This is a genomic window from Yersinia sp. FDAARGOS_228, from assembly GCF_002073315.2.
Taxonomy (GTDB): Bacteria; Pseudomonadota; Gammaproteobacteria; order Enterobacterales; family Enterobacteriaceae; genus Yersinia; species Yersinia intermedia.
The window spans coordinates 743,999-766,212 of the sequence record NZ_CP020409.2 but is presented as its reverse complement, the minus strand read 5'-3'; the positions used below and the strand labels follow the sequence as shown (position 1 = coordinate 766,212).

Genomic DNA, 22,214 nt, shown 5'->3' with positions numbered 1-22,214 from the left:
TATATGTCTCCATACAGCCAGCCAGCCCAATCTCGGAACGTCGCTGAAAATATCAATATCTCTCAAACACAAAACACCTTTGGTGTTGTAAGGTTAAGCCTCACGGATCATTAGTACTGGTTAGCTCAATACATCGCTGCACTTACACACCCAGCCTATCAACGTCATAGTCTTTAACGTTCCTTCAGGGGGCTTAAAGCCCCAGGGAAGACTCATCTCGAGGCAAGTTTCCCGCTTAGATGCTTTCAGCGGTTATCTCTTCCGAATTTAGCTACCGGGCAATGCCATTGGCATGACAACCCGAACACCAGTGATTCGTCCACTCCGGTCCTCTCGTACTAGGAGCAGCCCCTCTCAATCTTCCAACGCCCACGGCAGATAGGGACCGAACTGTCTCACGACGTTCTAAACCCAGCTCGCGTACCACTTTAAATGGCGAACAGCCATACCCTTGGGACCTACTTCAGCCCCAGGATGTGATGAGCCGACATCGAGGTGCCAAACACCGCCGTCGATATGAACTCTTGGGCGGTATCAGCCTGTTATCCCCGGAGTACCTTTTATCCGTTGAGCGATGGCCCTTCCATTCAGAACCACCGGATCACTAAGACCTACTTTCGTACCTGCTCGAGCCGTCACTCTCGCAGTCAAGCTAGCTTATGCCTTTGCACTAACCTCACGATGTCCGACCGTGATTAGCTAACCTTCGTGCTCCTCCGTTACTCTTTGGGAGGAGACCGCCCCAGTCAAACTACCCACCAGACACTGTCCTCACCCCGGATTACGGGGCCGAGTTAGAACATCAAACATTAAAGGGTGGTATTTCAAGGTTGGCTCCATGCAGACTGGCGTCCACACTTCAATGCCTCCCACCTATCCTACACATCAAGGCTCAATGTTCAGTGTCAAGCTATAGTAAAGGTTCACGGGGTCTTTCCGTCTTGCCGCGGGTACACTGCATCTTCACAGCGAGTTCAATTTCACTGAGTCTCGGGTGGAGACAGCCTGGCCATCATTACGCCATTCGTGCAGGTCGGAACTTACCCGACAAGGAATTTCGCTACCTTAGGACCGTTATAGTTACGGCCGCCGTTTACTGGGGCTTCGATCAAGAGCTTCGCCTTGCGGCTGACCCCATCAATTAACCTTCCAGCACCGGGCAGGCGTCACACCGTATACGTCCACTTTCGTGTTTGCACAGTGCTGTGTTTTTATTAAACAGTTGCAGCCAGCTGGTATCTGCGACTGGCTTCGGCGCCGAGAGCAAGTCTCTTTACCTAATGCCAGCGTGCCTTCTCCCGAAGTTACGGCACCATTTTGCCTAGTTCCTTCACCCGAGTTCTCTCAAGCGCCTGAGTATTCTCTACCTGACCACCTGTGTCGGTTTGGGGTACGATTTAATGTTACCTGATGCTTAGAGGCTTTTCCTGGAAGCTTGGCATCAACTACTTCACCACCGTAGTGGCTCGTCATCACACCTCAGCGTTGATAAGCAACCGGATTTACCAAGTCACTCCGCCTACATGCTTAAACCGGGACAACCGTCGCCCGGCTAGCCTAGCCTTCTCCGTCCCCCCTTCGCAGTAACACCAAGTACAGGAATATTAACCTGTTTCCCATCGACTACGCTTTTCAGCCTCGCCTTAGGGGTCGACTCACCCTGCCCCGATTAACGTTGGACAGGAACCCTTGGTCTTCCGGCGTGCGGGCTTTTCACCCGCATTATCGTTACTTATGTCAGCATTCGCACTTCTGATACCTCCAGCAACCCTCACAAGTCACCTTCAACGGCTTACAGAACGCTCCCCTACCCAACAACGCCTAAGCGTCGCTGCCGCAGCTTCGGTGCATGGTTTAGCCCCGTTACATCTTCCGCGCAGGCCGACTCGACCAGTGAGCTATTACGCTTTCTTTAAATGATGGCTGCTTCTAAGCCAACATCCTGGCTGTCTATGCCTTCCCACATCGTTTCCCACTTAACCATGACTTTGGGACCTTAACTGGCGGTCTGGGTTGTTTCCCTCTTCACGACGGACGTTAGCACCCGCCGTGTGTCTCCCGTGATAACATTCTTCGGTATTCGGAGTTTGCATCGGTTTGGTAAGCCGGGGTGGCCCCCTAGCCGAAACAGTGCTCTACCCCGAAGATGAGTTCACGAGGCGCTACCTAAATAGCTTTCGGGGAGAACCAGCTATCTCCCGGTTTGATTGGCCTTTCACCCCCAGCCACAAGTCATCCGCTAATTTTTCAACATTAGTCGGTTCGGTCCTCCAGTTAGTGTTACCCAACCTTCAACCTGCCCATGGCTAGATCACCGGGTTTCGGGTCTATACCTTGCAACTAGACGCCCAGTTAAGACTCGGTTTCCCTACGGCTCCCCTATTCGGTTAACCTTGCTACAAAATATAAGTCGCTGACCCATTATACAAAAGGTACGCAGTCACACCACGAAGGTGCTCCCACTGCTTGTACGTACACGGTTTCAGGTTCTATTTCACTCCCCTCGCCGGGGTTCTTTTCGCCTTTCCCTCACGGTACTGGTTCACTATCGGTCAGTCAGGAGTATTTAGCCTTGGAGGATGGTCCCCCCATATTCAGACAGGATGTCACGTGTCCCGCCCTACTCATCGAGTTCACAGCAAGTGTGCTTTTGTGTACGGGACTATCACCCTGTACCGTGCGACTTTCCAGACGCTTCCACTAGCACACAAACTGATTCAGACTCTGGGCTCTTCCCCGTTCGCTCGCCGCTACTGGGGGAATCTCGGTTGATTTCTTTTCCTCGGGGTACTTAGATGTTTCAGTTCCCCCGGTTCGCCTTGCATGGCTATGTATTCACCATGCAATAGTGCAACGAATTGCACTGGGTTTCCCCATTCGGGTATCGTCGGTTGTAACGCTTCATATCAGCTTACCGACGCTTTTCGCAGATTAGCACGCCCTTCATCGCCTCTGACTGCCTAGGCATCCACCGTGTACGCTTAGTCGCTTAACCTCACAACCCAAAGACGTTTCTTCTGTTCAAGTCGGTTGCGCGTCGTGAATACAGCGTTGTGCGGTACTCGGAATGCTCATGAACCTTAAGTTCACTCCGCTTCCTCCGTGCCGTACGCCTTGCCTTCACTTAGCTCACACGACTCTCTTCATCAGAATGCGTATTCGCATTGCGATTATTTGAGAGACTCTAATACAGGTTAATCCTTATCTCAGTCATTCTACGGAGAGATAAGTTTCAGCTGTATTGTTTCAATTTTCAGCTTGTTCCAGATTGTTAAAGAGCAATATCTTAAACACGACTCGTTAAAGTCATCTTTAAGATATTCAGTTGATAATGTCTTTCACACATTATCGGAGTGGCGTCCCCAAGGGGATTCGAACCCCTGTTACAGCCGTGAAAGGGCAGTGTCCTAGGCCTCTAGACGATGGGGACACGAAGTTCCGATTAAACCGAAATCTAACCGTTTCGTATCAGCATGAGTCGAAACTCACAACATCAACAGGTGCTCTTGCTCATTTACATTCATCAGACAATCTGTTGTGGACACTACGCAATGCGTATCGTTAGGTAAGGAGGTGATCCAACCGCAGGTTCCCCTACGGTTACCTTGTTACGACTTCACCCCAGTCATGAATCACAAAGTGGTAAGCGCCCTCCCGAAGGTTAAGCTACCTACTTCTTTTGCAACCCACTCCCATGGTGTGACGGGCGGTGTGTACAAGGCCCGGGAACGTATTCACCGTAGCATTCTGATCTACGATTACTAGCGATTCCGACTTCATGGAGTCGAGTTGCAGACTCCAATCCGGACTACGACAGACTTTATGTGGTCCGCTTGCTCTCGCGAGTTCGCTTCACTTTGTATCTGCCATTGTAGCACGTGTGTAGCCCTACTCGTAAGGGCCATGATGACTTGACGTCATCCCCACCTTCCTCCGGTTTGTCACCGGCAGTCTCCCTTGAGTTCCCACCATTACGTGCTGGCAACAAAGGATAAGGGTTGCGCTCGTTGCGGGACTTAACCCAACATTTCACAACACGAGCTGACGACAGCCATGCAGCACCTGTCTCACAGTTCCCGAAGGCACCGAAGCATCTCTGCTAAGTTCTGTGGATGTCAAGAGTAGGTAAGGTTCTTCGCGTTGCATCGAATTAAACCACATGCTCCACCGCTTGTGCGGGCCCCCGTCAATTCATTTGAGTTTTAACCTTGCGGCCGTACTCCCCAGGCGGTCGACTTAACGCGTTAGCTCCGGAAGCCACGCCTCAAGGGCACAACCTCCAAGTCGACATCGTTTACAGCGTGGACTACCAGGGTATCTAATCCTGTTTGCTCCCCACGCTTTCGCACCTGAGCGTCAGTCTTTGTCCAGGGGGCCGCCTTCGCCACCGGTATTCCTCCAGATCTCTACGCATTTCACCGCTACACCTGGAATTCTACCCCCCTCTACAAGACTCTAGCTTGCCAGTTTCAAATGCAGTTCCCACGTTAAGCGCGGGGATTTCACATCTGACTTAACAAACCGCCTGCGTGCGCTTTACGCCCAGTAATTCCGATTAACGCTTGCACCCTCCGTATTACCGCGGCTGCTGGCACGGAGTTAGCCGGTGCTTCTTCTGCGAGTAACGTCAATCAATCGTGCTATTAACACGACTGCCTTCCTCCTCGCTGAAAGTGCTTTACAACCCGAAGGCCTTCTTCACACACGCGGCATGGCTGCATCAGGCTTGCGCCCATTGTGCAATATTCCCCACTGCTGCCTCCCGTAGGAGTCTGGACCGTGTCTCAGTTCCAGTGTGGCTGGTCATCCTCTCAGACCAGCTAGGGATCGTCGCCTAGGTGAGCCATTACCCCACCTACTAGCTAATCCCATCTGGGCACATCCGATGGCGTGAGGCCCGAAGGTCCCCCACTTTGCTCTTACGAGGTCATGCGGTATTAGCTACCGTTTCCAGTAGTTATCCCCCTCCATCAGGCAGTTTCCCAGACATTACTCACCCGTCCGCCGCTCGCCGGCAAAGTAGTAAACTACTTCCCGCTGCCGCTCGACTTGCATGTGTTAGGCCTGCCGCCAGCGTTCAATCTGAGCCATGATCAAACTCTTCAATTTAAGATTTGTTTGATTTGCTATGAGTTAACATAGCGATGCTCAAAGATTACTTTCTGCAAATATGCATTCGAACCGAAGTTCAAATGTGTACTGCTTTGGTCACTCTTCAAGACTTTGATATTTCTTCTGCCTGCCGAAACAGGCTTCGATATCGTCTTGCGAGTGCCCACACAGATTGTCTGATAAATTGTTAAAGAGCGTTCGTTACCCGTTTGCCTTTCGGCGAATCTTACGGTAACGCGGGAGGCAGATAATACGCTTTCCCGCTGAAGAGTCAAGAGTTTCTTTCGTTTCTTTCGAAGTCAAAGTCATTCTTTTCGCTTCCTGACCCGGCTAAGTATGTTTCGTTGTTCCCGGTCAGTGGAGGCGCATTATAGGGAGTTCCTGACAGCCTGCAACCCCTAATTTGAAAAAACTTTTCAACCGCGTTTTATTTCAGCAAAAACGGGCTAAAAGACCAATATTTAAACAATTATTAAGCTAAACATTCACTACCAGTGTTAAACAGTAGAGTAAAATAGATATATAAGAAGACAGATAGGACAAATCACCATGCAACTAAATACCCAACAACAGGCCGCCCAGCGAAATCTCTCTTACCTGCTGGCTGAGAAAATTGGTCAGCGAATTCTCGCCGGAGAATATGAAGCCGGTAGCATACTGCCTGGTGAAATAGAGTTGGGTGAGCAATTTGGTGTCAGCCGTACTGCGGTTCGGGAAGCTGTAAAGATACTGGCAGCCAAAGGGATGCTATTACCACGCCCACGAATTGGTACTCGAGTGATGCCACAAACAAATTGGAACTACCTCGATCAGGAGTTACTCACTTGGTGGCTGAACAGAGAGAACTTCGATCAAGTGATGCAACACTTCCTTATATTAAGAACTTCACTTGAACCTCAAGCCTGTTCATTGGCAGCCATTAATGCCAATGAACAACAGCGAGCATTGTTAGCATCACTGATTGCAGAGATGCGGGCGTTAGATACCCACTTTAATCGTGAAAAATGGATTCAAGTGGATGCTCAATTTCATCAGTTAATATATGAAGCCAGTGGTAACCCGTTTTTGACCTCTTTCGCCAATTTGTTCAGTTCGGTTTATCACAGCTACTTCCGTGCCATTACCGGCGATGAAGTGATTAAGCTGCAATACCATCAGGATATTGTTGATACTATTCTGGCTGGTGACAGTCAGGGAGCGTTGCTGGCATGTCAGGTGTTATTAACAGATAAAAATTAGCGGCTAGCTGTTCTATCTCTATATAAAGAGGGTGCTCACGCTTACCCCAATAATCAGGACGGACAATGATAAAATCTGCACGCAGTATGGCGGGCCTTCCTTGGCTAGCTGCCATGGCCTTCTTTATGCAGGCTTTGGATGCCACCATACTAAATACGGCACTTCCATCAATTGCTGAAAGCCTTAACCGCTCACCACTGACCATGCAGTCAGCCATTATCAGCTATACCCTGACTGTCGCTATGTTGATTCCCGTGAGTGGTTGGCTGGCGGACCGTTTTGGTACCCGGCGGGTCTTCATTCTGGCTGTATCTCTATTTACGCTAGGGTCATTACTGTGCGCACTTTCCGATTCATTGGCTTTTCTGGTGGCCTCCCGTGTTATTCAAGGGATAGGTGGGGCAATGATGATGCCGGTGGCCAGGCTTGCGCTGATCAGGGCTTACCCACGCAGTGAATTATTGCCTGTTCTGAATTTTGTCACTATCCCAGGGTTAGTCGGCCCGGTGATGGGGCCACTATTAGGTGGATTACTGGTGACCTATACCACTTGGCATTGGATCTTTATCCTTAATATTCCTATCGGCTTACTGGGCATCTTTTATGCCCGTAAATATATGCCGGACTTCACCATGCCTAAACGTGCTTTTGATATTATCGGTTTCCTGCTATTTGGTAGCAGTTTGGTCCTGATATCCGTAAGTCTGGAGATAATGGGCCGACCAGATATCGCCAGCTATCTGCCAGTCACGGTGTTACTGAGTGGTTTATTGATGTTGCTCTTCTATATATTCCACGCCAAAGGTCATCCAAATCCATTGATTGGTTTGCCGCTATTTAAGACCCGAACATTCTCGGTCGGGATTGCCGGTAACGTGGCCTCCCGTTTAGGTACCGGGTGTGTGCCTTTTCTGATGCCACTGATGTTACAAGTCGGGTTCGGATATTCAGCCATTATTGCCGGTTGTATGATGGCCCCAACAGCCATTGGCTCGATGATGGCAAAATCTGCCGTTACTCAAGTATTACGTTCACTGGGTTATAGGACCGTATTGGTAGGTATTACGGTTATTATCGGGGTACTGATTGCGCTGTTTGCGTTGCAATCACCGGGCATGTCGCCGTGGATGATGATATTGCCGCTATTTGTCTTGGGGATGGCAATGTCGACACAGTTCACTGCGATGAATACCATCACACTGGCTGACTTAACCAATAACAATGCCAGCTCAGGTAACAGTGTTTTGGCGGTAACCCAACAACTGGCTATTAGCTTTGGCGTTGCCATTAGTGCGGTAGTATTGCGGTTTTATGATGAATTATCGTTTGGTGACAATGTCGATCACTTCCACTACACCTTTATTACTATGGGTGTAGTGACATTACTTTCATCCATGGTGTTCTTATTACTGAAACCAACTGATGGCGACAATCTAATTCAAGGCCGTAATAGCAAAAAAGCCACACAATCTGCGGAGGGTGAAGTTTAACAACTGACCACCGATCCACGCTCGATTAGCTCGGGAGTGAGAATCAGAACTTGTGGTTCCGCTTCCGGGTTATTCAATCGATGAATCAGTGTATCAATAGCCAGTTCACCAAGGGAATCTTTTGGTTGATGGATAGTGGTCAATGGCGGTGTCATATATTGTGCGATTTCAATATCATCGTAACCAATAACCGCCATATCTTGTGGTATCGATAACCCCGCTTGATGCAATGCCTGATAAACCCCAACAGCCATTGCATCATTACTGGTAAACACCGCCTCTGGCGGTTCCGGTAGCGCAAGCAACTGTTTCATCGCGACTAAACCGCCACCAAATTCAAAATCACTGGCAACTTCATAACCGGATGGAATAGGTAACCCTGCGCGATCCATAGCCTGGCGATACCCTTCCAAACGTTCTTTGGCTGGGGTTTTATCTTGTGGGCCCGCAATACAGGCAATTCGGGTATAGCCTCTGGCAATCAAATATGAGGTTGCCATTTCACCACCCAATAATGAATTATCCTGAATCACGTCATTGACGCCCTCAAAGGGTGCCCAATCCATCATAATTATCGGTAATGACGGGTAGCAACGCAGAATATCTTGAGAAGGGCGGTGATTTTCAGTGCACATCAGTAGCAGACCATCGACGCGCTTTTGCATCAGAGTTTCAATGCTGCGGCTCATGCGATCGATATCGCCTTCAGTGTTGCACAGAATCAAACTGTAACCACGCTCATAGCAACTGCGCTCCACGCCACGAACGACTTCAGCATAAAACGGGTTGCTACTGGCGGTAACCAACATACCAATAGTACGGGTTTGATTGAGTTTCAAACTACGGGCCAGCGCGGAAGGGGCATAGTTGAGCTGCTTGATAACAGCCAGTACTTTGTCGCGAATGGGGTCACTGACAAAGCGATTTTTATTAATAACATGTGAGACTGTTGACGTGGATACACCCGCCAGGCGGGCGACGTCTTTCATCGTTGCCAAAGTTATACCCGGCCTTGTAGGAAACTGTCGATCTCAGTACGCCAGGGAATGGAGGGCTGCGCACCGGGGCGGGTTACCGCGATAGCGGCCGCTGCGTGAGCAAAACGTACTGCGGAGTCCATTACCTGACCTTCCAATAACGCAGTCAATAATGCGCCATTGAATGTATCACCGGCTGCAATAGTATCTACGGCATTAACCTTGAACCCGGCAACCAATTTCCCGTTACCTTGTTCACTAAGCCATACACCACGGCTACCTAAGGTAATAATCACGGTAGCGATGCCTTTATCATGCAGAATTTGAGCTGCTTTCGCTGCGTCATCATCCTGCTCAATATGAATCCCCGTTAAACGCTCAGCTTCTGTTTCATTCGGAGTAATCATATCCACCAGCGTTAATAGCTCGTCCGGTAATTCACGAGCTGGTGCCGGATTAAGAATGACCTGCGTTTGATGCTGCTTTGCCAATTTAGCGGCAGCGATAACTGTCTCAAGTGGTGATTCCAGTTGCATCAATAATGCATCTGCATCGATAACGTGCTGCTGGTAACGACCAAGATATTCAGGTGTAACTGCTGAGTTAGCACCGGCATTGATACCAATGACGTTTTCGCCTTCACCATTCACGAAAATCAAAGCAACACCGGTTGTGGTATCTGCTATAGCCTCGATTGGCGCGGTATCAATATTATCGCTGGCTAATTGCTGACGCACCCGGTCACCAATATCATCTTCACCCACACAGGCAATAAACGCGATGTTTGCTCCGCTACGGCCAGCAGCAACCGCCTGGTTAGCACCTTTGCCACCAAACGCCACTTTATACTGCTTCCCGATCACCGTTTCACCTGGGCGCGGAAACTGCTCAACATTCAGAATATGGTCGGCATTGATGCTGCCCAAGACCACCAGTTTGCCTGTTTTCATCGTATTTATTCCTTTGTGAATGACACCGCCACCCGTAACGTTTTGTTTTCCGTTTTAGGGTAGCGGCGTTATATGCCCTGCTTTTCGATATTATTTAGTCACTAATTTCAAATCAACCGGGATAACGGCCTGCACTTTCTCGCCTTTCAATACTTTATTAGCGGTTTGCACGCCAATAACACCAATCTGGTCAGGGCGTTGAGCGATAGTTGCGCCCAGTTTGCCACCTTGAACGGCTTTAAGACCGTCGTCAGTGCCATCAAAACCAACCACTAGCACATCGGTTTTACCCGCTGTTTGTAAGGCACGCAGTGCGCCCAGCGCCATTTCGTCGTTCTGTGCAAATACAGCCTGAACATTCGGGTGAGCCGTCAGCAGGTTCTGCATCACGTTCAAACCTTTAGTACGGTCAAAATCAGCAGGTTGGCTGGCTAACAGTTGGAATTTATGTTGATCCATTGACTGTTTGAAGCCTTCACCACGTTCACGGGCAGCAGACGCCCCCGCAATCCCTTCCAACTGAATCACTTTGGCATCATTACCCAGTTTTTTGGCAATGAAATCACCGGCCATTTTGCCACCAAAACGGTTATCGGATGCAACGTGACTCACCACAGTGCCAGAGTTTGCCAAACGGTCGAGTGTGATAACGGGGATATTGGCCTTATTCGCCATTTTGACTGCGTTACCTACTGCATCAGAATCAGTTGGGTTAATCAGCAACAGTTTGGTACCGCGAACCGTCAGATCCTGCACGTTAGCCAGTTCTTTCGCTGGGTTATTTTGAGAATCCAATACCACCAGGTTGTAGCCGAGTTTATCCGCTTCTTTTTGCGCGCCGTCTTTCATTGAAACAAAGAACGGATTATTCAACGTGGAAACTACCAGTGCGATGGTGTCTTTTGCCAGTGCGTTAGCACTTACGGTGGCGCTCAGGGCAACAACAGAGATCAAGGTAGCCAGTTTCTTCATTTTCATGGTCGCAATTCCTGTGAGTAGGGAGGTTATTTGCTGCTTTTATTGTCTACCAATACCGCCAGCAGGATAACCACTGCCTTTACGATCATTTGGTAGTAAGAGGAGACACCCAATAAATTCAAACCGTTATTTAAAAAGCCGAGGATTAACGCGCCAATCAGGGTGCCAACGATCCGCCCTTTACCCCCCGCAAGACTGGTACCCCCAAGAACCACGGCTGCGATTGCATCCAGTTCATAGCCGGTACCGGCTGTAGGTTGTGCCGACGACAGGCGGGCCACTTCGATAATCCCAGCCAGTGCCGCTAACAACCCACATAATGAATAAACAATAATCTTAACTTTATCTACGCTGATACCAGAGAGTCGTGTTGCTGACTCATTGCCACCCAATGCGTAGATATAGCGGCCCAGGCGAGTGTGGTGCAACATGTACCACACAGCAACAAAGACGATAGCCATCAACCAGATTGGTGTTGGTATACCCAATGGGCGACCAATACCGAACCAACCAAAAGTATCTGCAACATCAGTAAAACCGGTATTTACCGGGCTACCATTGGTGTAAACCATGGTAACGCCACGTAATAGCAACATCATGACCAGAGTGGCAATAAACGCTTGTACCTTGCCTTTAGCGACAATGACCCCGGTTATAGCACCAATAAATGCTCCCAGTGCCAATGCAGCGGCAACGGCAACCAAAGCATTCACTTCCAACCCAACAATAGATGCCGCCACTGCGCCTGTCAGTGCCAATAATGACCCGACAGACAAATCAATACCGGAAGTCAGGATAACCAGCGTCATCCCCACCGCCATAATGGCGTTGACGGAAGTCTGCTGGAGAATGTTAAACATGTTATTTAGGGTAAAGAAGTTCGGGCTTAGTGACGAAACCACAGCAATCAGCACCAGCAGCGCAATCAGTGATTTTTGTTCTAATAACCATTCTTTACTGAACCAGCGCTTGGTATTGATAGTTTGGGAACTCATATCTGATTACTCCTGCTCTACTCGTCATATTTCAAGCCACATGTGCGTTGGCTTCCTGCAACTCGAATTATTTAGAGTGTAAATAAATTATTTTTCAATACATCACGCTTGCCGACAGCTGCTGCCATCAACACTTCTTGGGTAGCCTGTTCAATAGAGAACTCGCCGCTTAGCTGACCTTCATGCATCACAAGAATGCGGTCACTCATGCCCAAAACTTCCGGCATTTCAGAGGAAACCAAAATGATGCTCAGCCCTTCTTGTTTGAATTGGTTGATTAACTGGTAAATTTCTTTTTTAGCCCCAACATCAACACCACGGGTAGGTTCATCAAGGATCAGCACTTTAGGCCGGGTCATTAAACCGCGTGCGATAGCCACTTTCTGCTGGTTACCACCGGATAACAAACCAATCGGTTGTTCCATGGAAGGCGTTTTAATATTAAATAAACGAATGAAATCCGATACCGCTTGCTGCTCTTCAGCGTGCTTAAGCGAACCACCTGAACGGCTGAAATAACGCAACGCAGTCAAAGACATATTTTCTTTAACTGACATTCCGAGTACTAAACCATCCCGTTTACGGTCTTCGGAAATATAGACAATGCCATTTGCCAGGCCATCTTGTGGTGAATGGGTTACAACTTCGCGGCCATCTAACATCACAAAACCTGATTTACGCGGTAGCGCGCCATAGATGATTTTCATCAGCTCAGTGCGACCAGCCCCCATCAGACCGGCAACCCCTAAAATTTCGCCACTGTATAAAGTGAAACTGACATCTTTCACGCCCGGACCGCAGAGCTGTTTGACCTGCAAACGCTTTTCACCACGGGGTATATTCAAGCGCGGGTACTGTTCTTCCAGCTTACGGCCCACCATCATCTCAATCAGTGCGTTTTCAGTCAGACTATCAACCGGTTTTTCGGCGATAAATTGCCCATCACGGAATACTGTGACGTCGTCGCAAATCTCAAAAATCTCTTTTAGCCGGTGAGAGATATAAACAATCCCGCGACCTTCCGCTTTTAGTTCTTTAATCACATTAAACAGAGAGGCGGTTTCAGTGTCGGTGAGTGCATCGGTTGGCTCATCCATAATGATCACTTTGGATTCAAAGCTCAGCACTTTGGCGATTTCCACCATTTGCTGATCACCAATGGAAAGCTCGCCCACCAGCCGATGGCTGCTGTAACTGATATTAAGGCGCGCCAGCAGTAAATCGGCTTCGGCATACATCTTTTTCCAATCGATGCCGCCAAAACGATTAACAAACTCACGCCCTAAGAAGATATTTTCTGCGATAGTTAATTGAGGGATCAGGTTAAGTTCCTGATGGATAATGCCAATGCCCGCTTCCTGCGAATCTTTTGGGCCATTAAACACCACTTCTTTACCCATAAAGTACTGGCTGCCAGCATCTTTACTGTAAATGCCGGTCAGCACTTTCATCATGGTCGATTTTCCGGCGCCATTTTCGCCTACCAGTGCCATCACCCTGCCAGGATAGACACTCAGTGCGGCACCGGAGAGTGCTTTAACGCCGGGAAAGGCTTTATCAATTCCTTTAAGTTGCAGCAAAGGTTGCATAAATGCCTCAGAAGGTTACGCCGGAGCAGAGAATGATATTAGCAAAGGGGGAACATTCCCCGCTACGGATCACTGCCCGGCTTTGTTTGGTTTGCTCTTTAAAAGCCTCATGGCTGATATAAAGCAAAACAATTTGGTTTCCCTGGTGTTGCTCAAGTTGTGATAGTTGTGCGAGTAACGCTTCATGGAGTTGCGGATTATTTTTAACGATCTCCTCCGCTAAGACTGCACTTTCAACCTGCATTTCTTGCGTTACCACCTCAAGAACCTGAAGAAATCCAGGGACGCCTCGTGTCAGTGCCAGATCGATACGTGTGGTGGTTGCCGGTATTGGCAGCCCCGCATCACCTATCACAACCTGATCGGTATGACCCAGGCGGGAGATAACAGCGGAAATATCAGAATTAAGTAATGCGCCTTTTTTCATTTTCTACTCCAACAGCGAAACGTTTCGCTGATACTGAGTTTAGAAAAATAGCAGCAGAAGGCAAATCCAATTTGATAAAATTGTGATCGCCATCGAAACGTTTCGCTGCACATTGGGAAAAGAGGAATAGTAGGCACAAAAAAGGCCGTTAATCATAACGGCCTTTCAGGTTAAATCTCTACCTGCGTTCCTAGCTCGATTACCCTATTCGGTGGGATCTCAAACTGATCTGCTGCACGCAGCGCATTCCGGCTGAGCGCAATAAATAACTTACCGCGCAAGAACAGGTACCACGGCCGCTTGGTAAGGATTAGCGACTCATGGGACATAAAGAATGAGGTTTCCATCATCTGGCATGGCAAACCTTCCAGACCGCAGCGATGGAAGATTTCTTCCACATTCGGTGTTTCACGCCAACCATAACTGGCCACCACCCGCCAAAACGTCGGGGAGAGTTGCTCGATAGTAACCCGATTCACATTGTGCACATAAGGCGCATCTTCAGTTCGCAATGTCAGTAGCACAACCCGTTCATGCAACACTTTATTATGTTTAAGGTTATGCAACAGCGCGAAAGGAATGACATTCATTGCGCGCGACATATACACAGCAGTACCAGTAACCCGCACTGGGGGTGATTTCTCCAATGAAGCAATCATCGCTTCTAGTGAATTGCCGTGTTCATGCATACGACGTAGCAAACCAAAACGTTCACTTTTCCAGGTCGTCATGATGATAAACATCACCAGCCCCAGTGACACTGGTAACCAACCACCGGAGAACAATTTCAACGCATTGGCAGAGAACATCGGGACATCGATAATCAGCAAAATTACCAGTAAGGCACCGACAAATACCCGATTCCAGTGCCAGTTTTTCAATGCCACGATGCAGAATAGAATACTAGTTATCACCATGGTACCGGTTACGGCAATACCGTACGCGGCCGCCAGGTTACTGGAACGCTCGAAGCCGACAATAACCAATACCACCGCCAGATAGAGAGTCCAGTTAATGACCGGGATATATATCTGGCCAGACTCCATTTCGGAGGTATGAATAATCCGCATTGGCGGTAAATAGCCCAGGCGAACCGCCTGCCGGGTGAGCGAGAATACACCGGAAATAACCGCCTGCGAGGCAATAACGGTCGCCAGGGTTGCCAGAATTAACAGCGGAATCAATGCCCAGTCGGGGGCTAATAAGAAGAAGGGGTTTTTGATGGCTTCAGGATTTTTCAGCAATAACGCGCCCTGACCAAAATAGTTCAGTACTAATGAAGGCAAAACCACGGTAAACCAGGCTAAACGAATAGGGAATTTACCAAAATGGCCCATATCTGCATATAAGGCTTCCACCCCAGTGATCGCCAGTACGACTGCGCCAAGCGCATAAAACGACACGGCTTTATATTCAGTAAAGAAACCTATTGCCCATTTAGGGTTCAGCGCAACCAATACTTCTGGATTCGCAATAATACTGCGTAAACCAAGCAGTGCGATCGTTAGAAACCAGACCAGCATAACGGGAGCGAATAATTTACCAACACTGCCGGTACCGTGCTTTTGAATCACAAACAGCAGGGTGAGTACCGCAATGGAGCAGGGAACAATATAGGGGTCTAACACTGGGGCTGCTATTTCTAGCCCTTCAATGGCCGACATAACTGATATTGCTGGGGTGATGACCACTTCACCATAAAAGAAACTACCGCCAATTAACCCGAGAATCACCAGTATTGAAGTGGCTCTGGAAGAGGTATGGCGCCCAGCTAAAGACATTAACGTTAAAATGCCCCCTTCGCCGGCGTTATCTGCCCGCATGACATAAGTAAGATATTTAATCGAGACTATCAGGATAAGCATCCAGAAAATCAGCGATAAAAAACCAAACACCACGTCTGGGCGGACATCAAAACCATAATGACCAGAAAAGCACTCTCTCAAGGTATAGAGCGGGCTGGTACCGATATCACCGTAAACTACCCCTATTGCTGCCAGGGTTACCGCCGATAAAGACTGTTTATGTTCTGTGGTCATAATTGATTTCTTTTTGCTAGAACATCCATAAGCTGATGCGAGCGTTTAAGAACCGTAATCGCCGGTTCTGTATTGTTTATACGCCCACCAAAAGGCGCACAGTATGCACGATTTCAATGGATTGCCTACTCTTAAATGAGGTACCGAACAGAGCGAAAATTCATCAGTGACAAATAACTGGCGATATAAAAATTCTACGAATCAACGAACTATCTTATTAATAAAACCAGCTATCCCATAAAGAAAAGATGGTTTATTCCTTTTTATCAGGTAAAAATCAATCAACTAACGGAACATGTAGAACAATTATGGCGCAATCATCACAATTAGCAGAAAGAATCTCCCGCTTAAGCAGTGCCCTTGAAAGTGGTCTGTATGAAAGACAGGAAGCTATCCGCTTATGTTTGCTGGCAGCCCTCAGTGGCGAGAGTGTCTTTTTGCTCGGCCCGCCAGGGATTGCCAAAAGCCTGATTGCCCGCCGCCTGAAATTTGCCTTCCGCAATGCCCGTGCATTTGAATATCTGATGACCCGATTTTCGACACCGGAAGAGGTGTTTGGCCCCCTATCTATTCAGGCATTGAAAGAAGAGGGGCGCTATCAACGGATGACCGGTGGTTACCTGCCAGAAGCTGAAATCGTCTTTCTGGATGAGATCTGGAAAGCGGGTCCGGCAATCCTGAACACCTTACTGACAGCGATTAATGAACGACGCTTTCGAAACGGTGATCGAGAAGACAGCATCCCCATGCGATTGCTGGTTACCGCCTCTAACGAGCTACCTGACGCTGATAGCAGCCTGGAAGCCCTTTATGACCGCATGTTGATCCGCCTATGGCTGGATCGAGTGCAAGAGAAGCAGAACTTCCGCTCACTACTACTTAGCCGACAAAATGAAAATCATAATCCGGTGGCAGAAAATCTCAGTATCAGCGATGAAGAGTTCTATCAGTGGCAACCGCTGATCGACAAAATCGCTCTACCGGATCACTGTTTTGAGCTTATTTTTCAGTTACGTCAACGGCTAAGTTCACAAGAACAAGCCCCCTATGTTTCAGATAGGCGTTGGAAAAAAGCGCTGCGCCTGTTACAAGCCAGTGCTTTCTTTAGCGGCCGCAATGAAGTGACACCTATCGACTTAATCTTGCTGAAAGATTGCCTGTGGCATGACCTCAGTTCGCTTAAGCTGCTACAACAGCAGCTTGAACAGTTATTAACTGAGCAGGGATATCAACAGCAAAGCCTGTTAATGAAACTACAGCATATTCAGGGCCAATGGTTACAGCACCAACAACAGCAGAGTGACCATCAGGCGCTAACGGTTGTTAAGCAAAGCGGTATGTTCAGTCGCAAACCCCAATATGCTCTGCCAGATAACCTAACCGACAGTACGTTGACACTATTACTGCAAAAACCGCTCAGCCTGCATGATATTCAGGTCAACCATTTACAAATAGAGAAAGATGCCCTCACTCAATGGTTAAGCAAAGGAGGGAGCTTACGCGCTAAATTAAATGGTGTCGGTTATGCCCAATCCATTGATGCAGAAATTGATGATCAATTACATATCACAATACTGGATATCAGCCGCCAACCCTCCACACTGTCACAACCGGGTGCGGCCACGGCCACTATTCCCCCAGAATTGCTGGTGGAATTAACCACAGTAGAAAATAACCTTGCCGAACAGCGACGGCTATTCAATCAACACCAGCCATGTTTGTTTACCCCATCTTCGTGGCTTGCCAAAGTCGAAGCCAGCTTGTTGCAGGTAGTGGAACAACTAAAGCAACAACAACAGAAAATGCGCGGACACTGACAGATGCTCAGCCTGGCGACATTGGATATGCTGCTATCAATAAGTGAAGGTGAGCTTATTGAAGATATGATGATAGGGTTATTAGCCTCTCCTCAATTAGTGCTATTTTTCGAAAAATTCCCGCGAATTAAGCGGGCGCTAATGAAGGATATTCCCGGTTGGAAACAAAACTTACAACAGCGTATCCGCGAGGCTAAAGTCCCTCTGGGTCTGGCAAATGAATTTTCTCTATACCAGCAAAGCCAGTTGGAAAGTAGCCCGCTATTTTATGCGCATCTGCCAGATATCGTGACTCAGTTACAGCAATTGCACTCGCCCTTTGCTTCACAAGCCAATACATTGCTGCAAACTGCCGATTTAGCCAGGCATCCCCAAATCGGCGATAGCTTGCAAACCCTATTTTTACAGCGCTGGCGTGTCAGCTTAACGTTACAAACCATCACTATTCATCACCAATTACTTGAGCAAGAACGGGAACAGCTTCTGGCTGAATTACAGCAAAGATTAGCACTCAGTGGAGCATTAGAGCCTGTACTGGCAACCAATGACGGAGCAGCGGGCCGGCTTTGGGATATGAGTCAGAGCCACTTACAGCGCGGTGATTATCAATTGCTGCTGCAATACGGTGACTTTCTGCAACGACAGCCTGAATTACAACAACTGGCCGAGCAATTGGGTCGTAGCCGTTCAGCAAAAGCACAACCGACACCAGATGCTCGCTACGAACCTTATACTGTCATGGTCCGCCAACCCGATACGGTGCCAGAAGAGGTCAGTGGCATTCATCAAAGCAATGATATTTTGCGATTGCTCCCAACAGAACTGGTGATGTTAGGGATGAGCGAGCTGGAATTTGAGTTTTATCGCCGCTTACTGGAGCGCCGCTTACTCACTTACCGTTTGCAGGGTGACAACTGGCAAGAGAAAACCTTACAGCGCCCGGTCAGTCTTAAAAGCCATGATGAACACCCTCGCGGCCCTTTTATCGTCTGTGTCGATACCTCAGGTTCCATGGGGGGGTTTAACGAGCAATGTGCCAAGGCATTTTGTTTGGCTCTGCTTCGAATTGCGCTGGCAGATAACCGCCGCTGCTACATCATGCTATTTGCCACTGAAATCATTCACTACGAATTATCTGCTGCCAGTGGCATTGAGCAGGCGATTCGTTTTCTCAGCCAGCATTTTCGTGGTGGCACCGATCTGGCCGCGTGCTTAGCCAGCACATTAAACAAAATGGAAGATAGAGAATGGTATGACGCAGATGCGGTGATCATTTCAGATTTTATTGCCCAGCGTTTACCAGACGAATTAGTCAGAAAGATTAAAATCCAGCAGCAGGCTCATCAGCACCGTTTTCATGCTGTTGCCATGTCAGCGTATGGTAAGCCCGGTATCATGCGTATTTTCGATCATATCTGGCGTTTTGATACTGGTCTAAAAAGCCGCTTGATGCGCCGCTGGAAGCGCTAGTTAAGCAGGCCGGCACCGACGTTTATCGACAACCCCAATATCGTCATATTAAAGATAAACGATAACACTGACTGCAAGAGCACTACGCGGCGGATATCTGACGTGCCCGTAGAAACATCGGCAGTTTGGCAAGCCACACCAATGGTAAATGAGAAATAAAGGAAATCCCAATAGGAAGGCGTGGTTATCTCTTTGGGGAAGAGTAACGGTAGAACCGTTTCTGATTTATCACGGCGCATATAAAACAAATGTGCGTAGTGCATAGTAAAAGCCGTGGATAATAATAACCATGAAACCAATAACGTCAGCCCTGTCAGGACCAAATGGAACACCTTGGCTGATCCAGAGAGCTGATTCGCGGTGCTCAATTCAAATAAAATAACCAGAATACTGGCCAGACACGCCATGCTGACAATACTCAACACCATGCTGGCACTTTCATCTTGCACCCTGGCTATTTTGCTGATTTTCGTCGAATCAGTGCGTAATAATTGCAACCATAAGAACAGTAAATAAAGCCAGGCGGAAACATTCCAACTCACCATCAGGCATAACATTACCGCGTAATGCGTTGGCAGCAGGAAATAAGTGACAACACCCGCGCCAACCGAAAACAACAATCGTGGCCGAGCGTGTAAATAGTGCTTTATAGGATGAAAAAGGGCCATGACATCAACAACCTTGCATATAGTTATATTTAAAATATTTATATATCACTACAGCATAGATTAAAAACTCGCGCTGGCGGTTGCAACCTTCGCGAGTGAAGGGGATTAATATATAACCAAACTAATGGGTGTTGCAGGTAAACACCTGCAACATCAAGTATAAAGGGGATTTACAGCAGGCCTTCAACCTTCTCGCTAATTTCTGGCCCCCATACGCCACATTGAACCTGACCAATATGTTGCTGTTGCAGCAATAACATCACTAAACGAGACTGACCGATACCACCACCGATAGTTTGCGGCATTTCACCACTCAGCAAGGATTGGTGCCATTCCAGTTTCAAACGATCTTCATCAGAAGTCAGTGCTAACTGGCGTTTAAGCGCCTCTGCATCAACACGGATCCCCATGGATGAGATTTCAAAAGCGTCCTCAAGAACAGGGTTCCAGACAATAATGTCGCCGTTCAAACCCGCAAAACCTTCAGCACTCGGTGACGTCCAGTCATCATAATCTGGTGCTCGCACATCATGAGATTTACCGTCAGCTAATTTACCACCGATGCCAATCAGGAATACCGCACCCAACTCTTTAGCTATCGCCCGTTCGCGGCCTTTGGCATCCAGGTCAGGGAAACGCGCGCGCAGGCTTTCGCTGTGGATAAACTGAATATTCTCTGGCAGGAATGGTTTCACACCAAATTCAGCACTGATCGCCACTTCAGTTTCTTTAATAGCAGTATAAATCTTGTTAACAGTGGATTTCAGATAAGCCAGGTTGCGTTCACCATCGCCCATCACGCGTTCCCAATCCCACTGATCAACATACACAGAATGAATAGCACTCAGGCGATCTTCATCAGGGCGCAGTGCTTTCATATGAGTATATATCCCTTGGTCAGCACCAAAATCAAAGCGGCCCAAGGTTTTGCGTTTCCATTTAGCTAAGGAATGAACGACTTCAAAAGTTGCATCCGGCAATGTTTTCACTTTTACCTGAACGGCTTTCTCTGAACCCGAAAGGTTATCTTGAGTGCCATCACCTACACGGCTCAGGATCGGTGCCTGTACTTCAATCAGACCCAATTGTTGTTCTAATTGACGGGAAAAGAATGATTTTACGAAGCTGATTTGTTGTTGTTTTTGGATAAATTGTTTTTTCATTGCCGTTTTCTCGATTCGTTATTATTGATTATGCTAATCAGGTTATGCCATCTGGCTTGACATCGATTAAGCAACAGAATGAGGGTTAAATTCAATATCCAACAAACAATATTGCCTTTTCACTTTTAATCATTCATTTTTATGCAGCTATAATTCAATAATCGATAAAAAAAAGAGGATAATATGGGTGAAATTTATCAAATCGATAATCTCGATCGCGGCATCTTGAACGCATTAATGGAAAATGCACGCACACCTTATGCTGAATTGGCGAAAAATTTTGGTGTTAGCCCAGGGACAATTCATGTGCGGGTGGAGAAAATGCGCCAGGCAGGGATCATTACAGCGGCTTGTGTTCACGTTAATCCCAAAAAACTCGGGTATGACGTGTGTTGTTTTATCGGCATTATCTTGAAAAGTGCCAAAGACTACCCTTCAGCACTAAAAAAACTGGAAAGTTTAGAAGAAGTTGTAGAAGCCTATTACACCACCGGCCACTACAGCATTTTTATTAAAGTGATGTGTAAGTCAATAGATGCACTCCAGCAGGTACTTATCAACAAGATCCAGACTATCGATGAGATCCAGTCAACAGAGACGCTAATATCCCTGCAAAACCCCATCATGCGTACCATTGTGCCTTAAGCACTAAATAACTATACCCACATTATCCACAGGTAGATCCCAGCTCATTCACAGCGTACAATACCGGCTCTTTACTTCGGTTGGGTTCTTTATGGCTGACATTACCTTGATCAGTGGCAGTACACTCGGCAGCGCTGAATATGTTGCTGAACATTTAGCTGAGAAATTAGAAGAAGCGGGTTTTTCTACAGAGACACTGCATGGCCCTGAATTAGACGAGCTTACGCTTGAGGGTACGTGGTTAATAGTTACATCAACCCACGGTGCGGGTGACCTCCCTGATAACCTTCAACCATTATTAGAACAAATCGAACAACAGAAGCCTGATCTTTCTCAAGTGCACTTTGGTGCTGTTGGTTTGGGCAGTTCAGAATATGACACTTTCTGCGGTGCCGTGAGAGCATTGGATCAACAATTGATCGCACAAGGTGCCAAACGTTTGGGTAATATTTTAGAAATTGACGTCATCCAACATGAAATTCCCGAGGATCCGGCAGAGGTTTGGGTCAAAAATTGGATTAATTTGCTCTAATTTGATTAAAGATCGCGCGAACGAATGTGGATAAGTATGCTTAAAAGCAGGGTAAAACCGGTACATATCCACATAACAACCTTGGCACCCCAAAGTGCCTGTGTATAACATGCCATTTAGATC

General features: G+C 47.7%; 15 protein-coding genes, 1 tRNA gene and 2 rRNA genes. 6 read left to right on the top strand and 12 right to left on the bottom strand.

All coding sequences use genetic code 11. The features are described from left to right. Positions 1-89 precede the first annotated feature (89 nt). The 3 genes from A6J67_RS03445 to A6J67_RS03435 form a co-directional block, all read right to left on the bottom strand. A 23S ribosomal RNA gene (locus A6J67_RS03445) occupies positions 90-2,995 on the bottom strand. Between the two features lie 359 nt (positions 2,996-3,354). Then, positions 3,355-3,430, bottom strand: a tRNA-Glu gene (locus tag A6J67_RS03440). Positions 3,431-3,566: 136 nt separating this feature from the next. Beyond that, positions 3,567-5,109 (bottom strand): 16S ribosomal RNA (locus A6J67_RS03435). Together the 16S and 23S rRNA genes with 1 tRNA gene alongside form the textbook arrangement of a ribosomal RNA operon. A 552-nt stretch (positions 5,110-5,661) precedes the next feature. Here A6J67_RS03435 and A6J67_RS03425 point away from each other — a divergent pair. Together A6J67_RS03425 and mdtD are read left to right on the top strand one after the other, a co-directional pair. Then, complete coding sequence (locus A6J67_RS03425) at positions 5,662-6,351, top strand: FadR/GntR family transcriptional regulator (protein WP_005192834.1); 690 nt, start codon at positions 5,662-5,664, stop codon at positions 6,349-6,351. A gap of 65 nt (positions 6,352-6,416) precedes the next feature. Beyond that, on the top strand, positions 6,417-7,841 hold the full coding sequence (gene mdtD, locus A6J67_RS03420; RefSeq protein WP_050074001.1) for a multidrug transporter subunit MdtD: 1,425 nt from the start codon (positions 6,417-6,419) through the stop codon (positions 7,839-7,841). On the opposite strand, the gene rbsR is transcribed toward mdtD, so the two are convergent. The 7 genes from rbsR to kup form a co-directional block, all read right to left on the bottom strand. Continuing rightward, on the bottom strand, positions 7,838-8,839 hold the full coding sequence (rbsR, locus tag A6J67_RS03415; RefSeq protein ID WP_042568862.1) for a ribose operon transcriptional repressor RbsR: 1,002 nt from the start codon (positions 8,837-8,839) through the stop codon (positions 7,838-7,840). The two genes, mdtD and rbsR, sit on opposite strands and share 4 nt — an antisense overlap. A gap of 2 nt (positions 8,840-8,841) precedes the next feature. Further along, entirely contained in the window at positions 8,842-9,768 is a 927-nt protein-coding gene (rbsK, locus tag A6J67_RS03410) for a ribokinase (RefSeq protein WP_042568861.1), read from the bottom strand. A 90-nt stretch (positions 9,769-9,858) separates the two neighbouring features. Continuing rightward, positions 9,859-10,746 (bottom strand): ribose ABC transporter substrate-binding protein RbsB, encoded by an 888-nt coding sequence (gene rbsB / locus A6J67_RS03405; RefSeq protein ID WP_005192843.1) that lies wholly within the window; start codon positions 10,744-10,746, stop codon positions 9,859-9,861. A gap of 26 nt (positions 10,747-10,772) precedes the next feature. Beyond that, positions 10,773-11,741 (bottom strand): ribose ABC transporter permease, encoded by a 969-nt coding sequence (rbsC, locus tag A6J67_RS03400; protein WP_042568860.1) that lies wholly within the window; start codon positions 11,739-11,741, stop codon positions 10,773-10,775. A 71-nt stretch (positions 11,742-11,812) separates the two neighbouring features. Continuing rightward, on the bottom strand, positions 11,813-13,330 hold the full coding sequence (gene rbsA / locus A6J67_RS03395) for a ribose ABC transporter ATP-binding protein RbsA (RefSeq protein WP_005192850.1): 1,518 nt from the start codon (positions 13,328-13,330) through the stop codon (positions 11,813-11,815). A 7-nt stretch (positions 13,331-13,337) separates the two neighbouring features. Beyond that, positions 13,338-13,757, bottom strand: a complete 420-nt coding sequence (gene rbsD / locus A6J67_RS03390; RefSeq protein WP_050074003.1) for a D-ribose pyranase — start codon at positions 13,755-13,757, stop codon at positions 13,338-13,340. 170 nt (positions 13,758-13,927) lie between these two features. Further along, positions 13,928-15,796 carry a low affinity potassium transporter Kup gene (gene kup / locus A6J67_RS03385; protein ID WP_050074004.1) on the bottom strand — a complete coding sequence of 623 codons (1,869 nt, stop codon included), beginning with the start codon at positions 15,794-15,796 and terminating at the stop codon, positions 13,928-13,930. A 308-nt stretch (positions 15,797-16,104) separates the two neighbouring features. On the opposite strand from kup, the gene ravA reads away from it, so the two are divergent. After that, the gene (ravA, locus tag A6J67_RS03380; protein ID WP_005192858.1) at positions 16,105-17,613 is read left to right on the top strand and encodes an ATPase RavA; all 1,509 of its coding nucleotides are present in this window, start codon (positions 16,105-16,107) and stop codon (positions 17,611-17,613) included. Between the two features lie 3 nt (positions 17,614-17,616). Continuing rightward, complete coding sequence (gene viaA, locus A6J67_RS03375) at positions 17,617-19,083, top strand: ATPase RavA stimulator ViaA (protein WP_042568859.1); 1,467 nt, start codon at positions 17,617-17,619, stop codon at positions 19,081-19,083. Here viaA and A6J67_RS03370 read toward each other — a convergent pair. Both A6J67_RS03370 and asnA read right to left on the bottom strand, forming a co-directional pair. Next, positions 19,080-19,751 (bottom strand): DUF1345 domain-containing protein, encoded by a 672-nt coding sequence (locus tag A6J67_RS03370; RefSeq protein ID WP_032907977.1) that lies wholly within the window; start codon positions 19,749-19,751, stop codon positions 19,080-19,082. The two genes, viaA and A6J67_RS03370, sit on opposite strands and share 4 nt — an antisense overlap. 170 nt (positions 19,752-19,921) lie before the next feature. Further along, entirely contained in the window at positions 19,922-20,914 is a 993-nt protein-coding gene (gene asnA / locus A6J67_RS03365; RefSeq protein ID WP_005192864.1) for an aspartate--ammonia ligase, read from the bottom strand. 183 nt (positions 20,915-21,097) lie between these two features. Here asnA and asnC point away from each other — a divergent pair, with 183 nt between their 5' ends. Both asnC and mioC read left to right on the top strand, forming a co-directional pair. Next, positions 21,098-21,559 (top strand): transcriptional regulator AsnC, encoded by a 462-nt coding sequence (asnC, locus tag A6J67_RS03360; protein WP_005192867.1) that lies wholly within the window; start codon positions 21,098-21,100, stop codon positions 21,557-21,559. Positions 21,560-21,650: 91 nt separating this feature from the next. Next, a complete protein-coding gene (gene mioC, locus A6J67_RS03355; RefSeq protein ID WP_080608053.1) occupies positions 21,651-22,091 on the top strand; it encodes an FMN-binding protein MioC in 441 nt (146 codons plus the stop codon). Positions 22,092-22,214: the final 123 nt, after the last annotated feature.

Coding starts and splice junctions, on each gene's coding strand:
- A6J67_RS03425 (WP_005192834.1), top strand. CDS start 5,662: ATGCAACTAAATACCCAACAACAGGCCGCCCAGCGAAATCTCTCTTAC.
- mdtD (WP_050074001.1), top strand. CDS start 6,417: ATGATAAAATCTGCACGCAGTATGGCGGGCCTTCCTTGGCTAGCTGCC.
- rbsK (WP_042568861.1), bottom strand. CDS start 9,768: ATGAAAACAGGCAAACTGGTGGTCTTGGGCAGCATCAATGCCGACCAT.
- rbsB (WP_005192843.1), bottom strand. CDS start 10,746: ATGAAAATGAAGAAACTGGCTACCTTGATCTCTGTTGTTGCCCTGAGC.
- rbsC (WP_042568860.1), bottom strand. CDS start 11,741: ATGAGTTCCCAAACTATCAATACCAAGCGCTGGTTCAGTAAAGAATGG.
- rbsA (WP_005192850.1), bottom strand. CDS start 13,330: ATGCAACCTTTGCTGCAACTTAAAGGAATTGATAAAGCCTTTCCCGGC.
- rbsD (WP_050074003.1), bottom strand. CDS start 13,757: ATGAAAAAAGGCGCATTACTTAATTCTGATATTTCCGCTGTTATCTCC.
- kup (WP_050074004.1), bottom strand. CDS start 15,796: ATGACCACAGAACATAAACAGTCTTTATCGGCGGTAACCCTGGCAGCA.
- ravA (WP_005192858.1), top strand. CDS start 16,105: ATGGCGCAATCATCACAATTAGCAGAAAGAATCTCCCGCTTAAGCAGT.
- viaA (WP_042568859.1), top strand. CDS start 17,617: ATGCTCAGCCTGGCGACATTGGATATGCTGCTATCAATAAGTGAAGGT.
- A6J67_RS03370 (WP_032907977.1), bottom strand. CDS start 19,751: ATGGCCCTTTTTCATCCTATAAAGCACTATTTACACGCTCGGCCACGA.
- asnA (WP_005192864.1), bottom strand. CDS start 20,914: ATGAAAAAACAATTTATCCAAAAACAACAACAAATCAGCTTCGTAAAA.
- asnC (WP_005192867.1), top strand. CDS start 21,098: ATGGGTGAAATTTATCAAATCGATAATCTCGATCGCGGCATCTTGAAC.
- mioC (WP_080608053.1), top strand. CDS start 21,651: ATGGCTGACATTACCTTGATCAGTGGCAGTACACTCGGCAGCGCTGAA.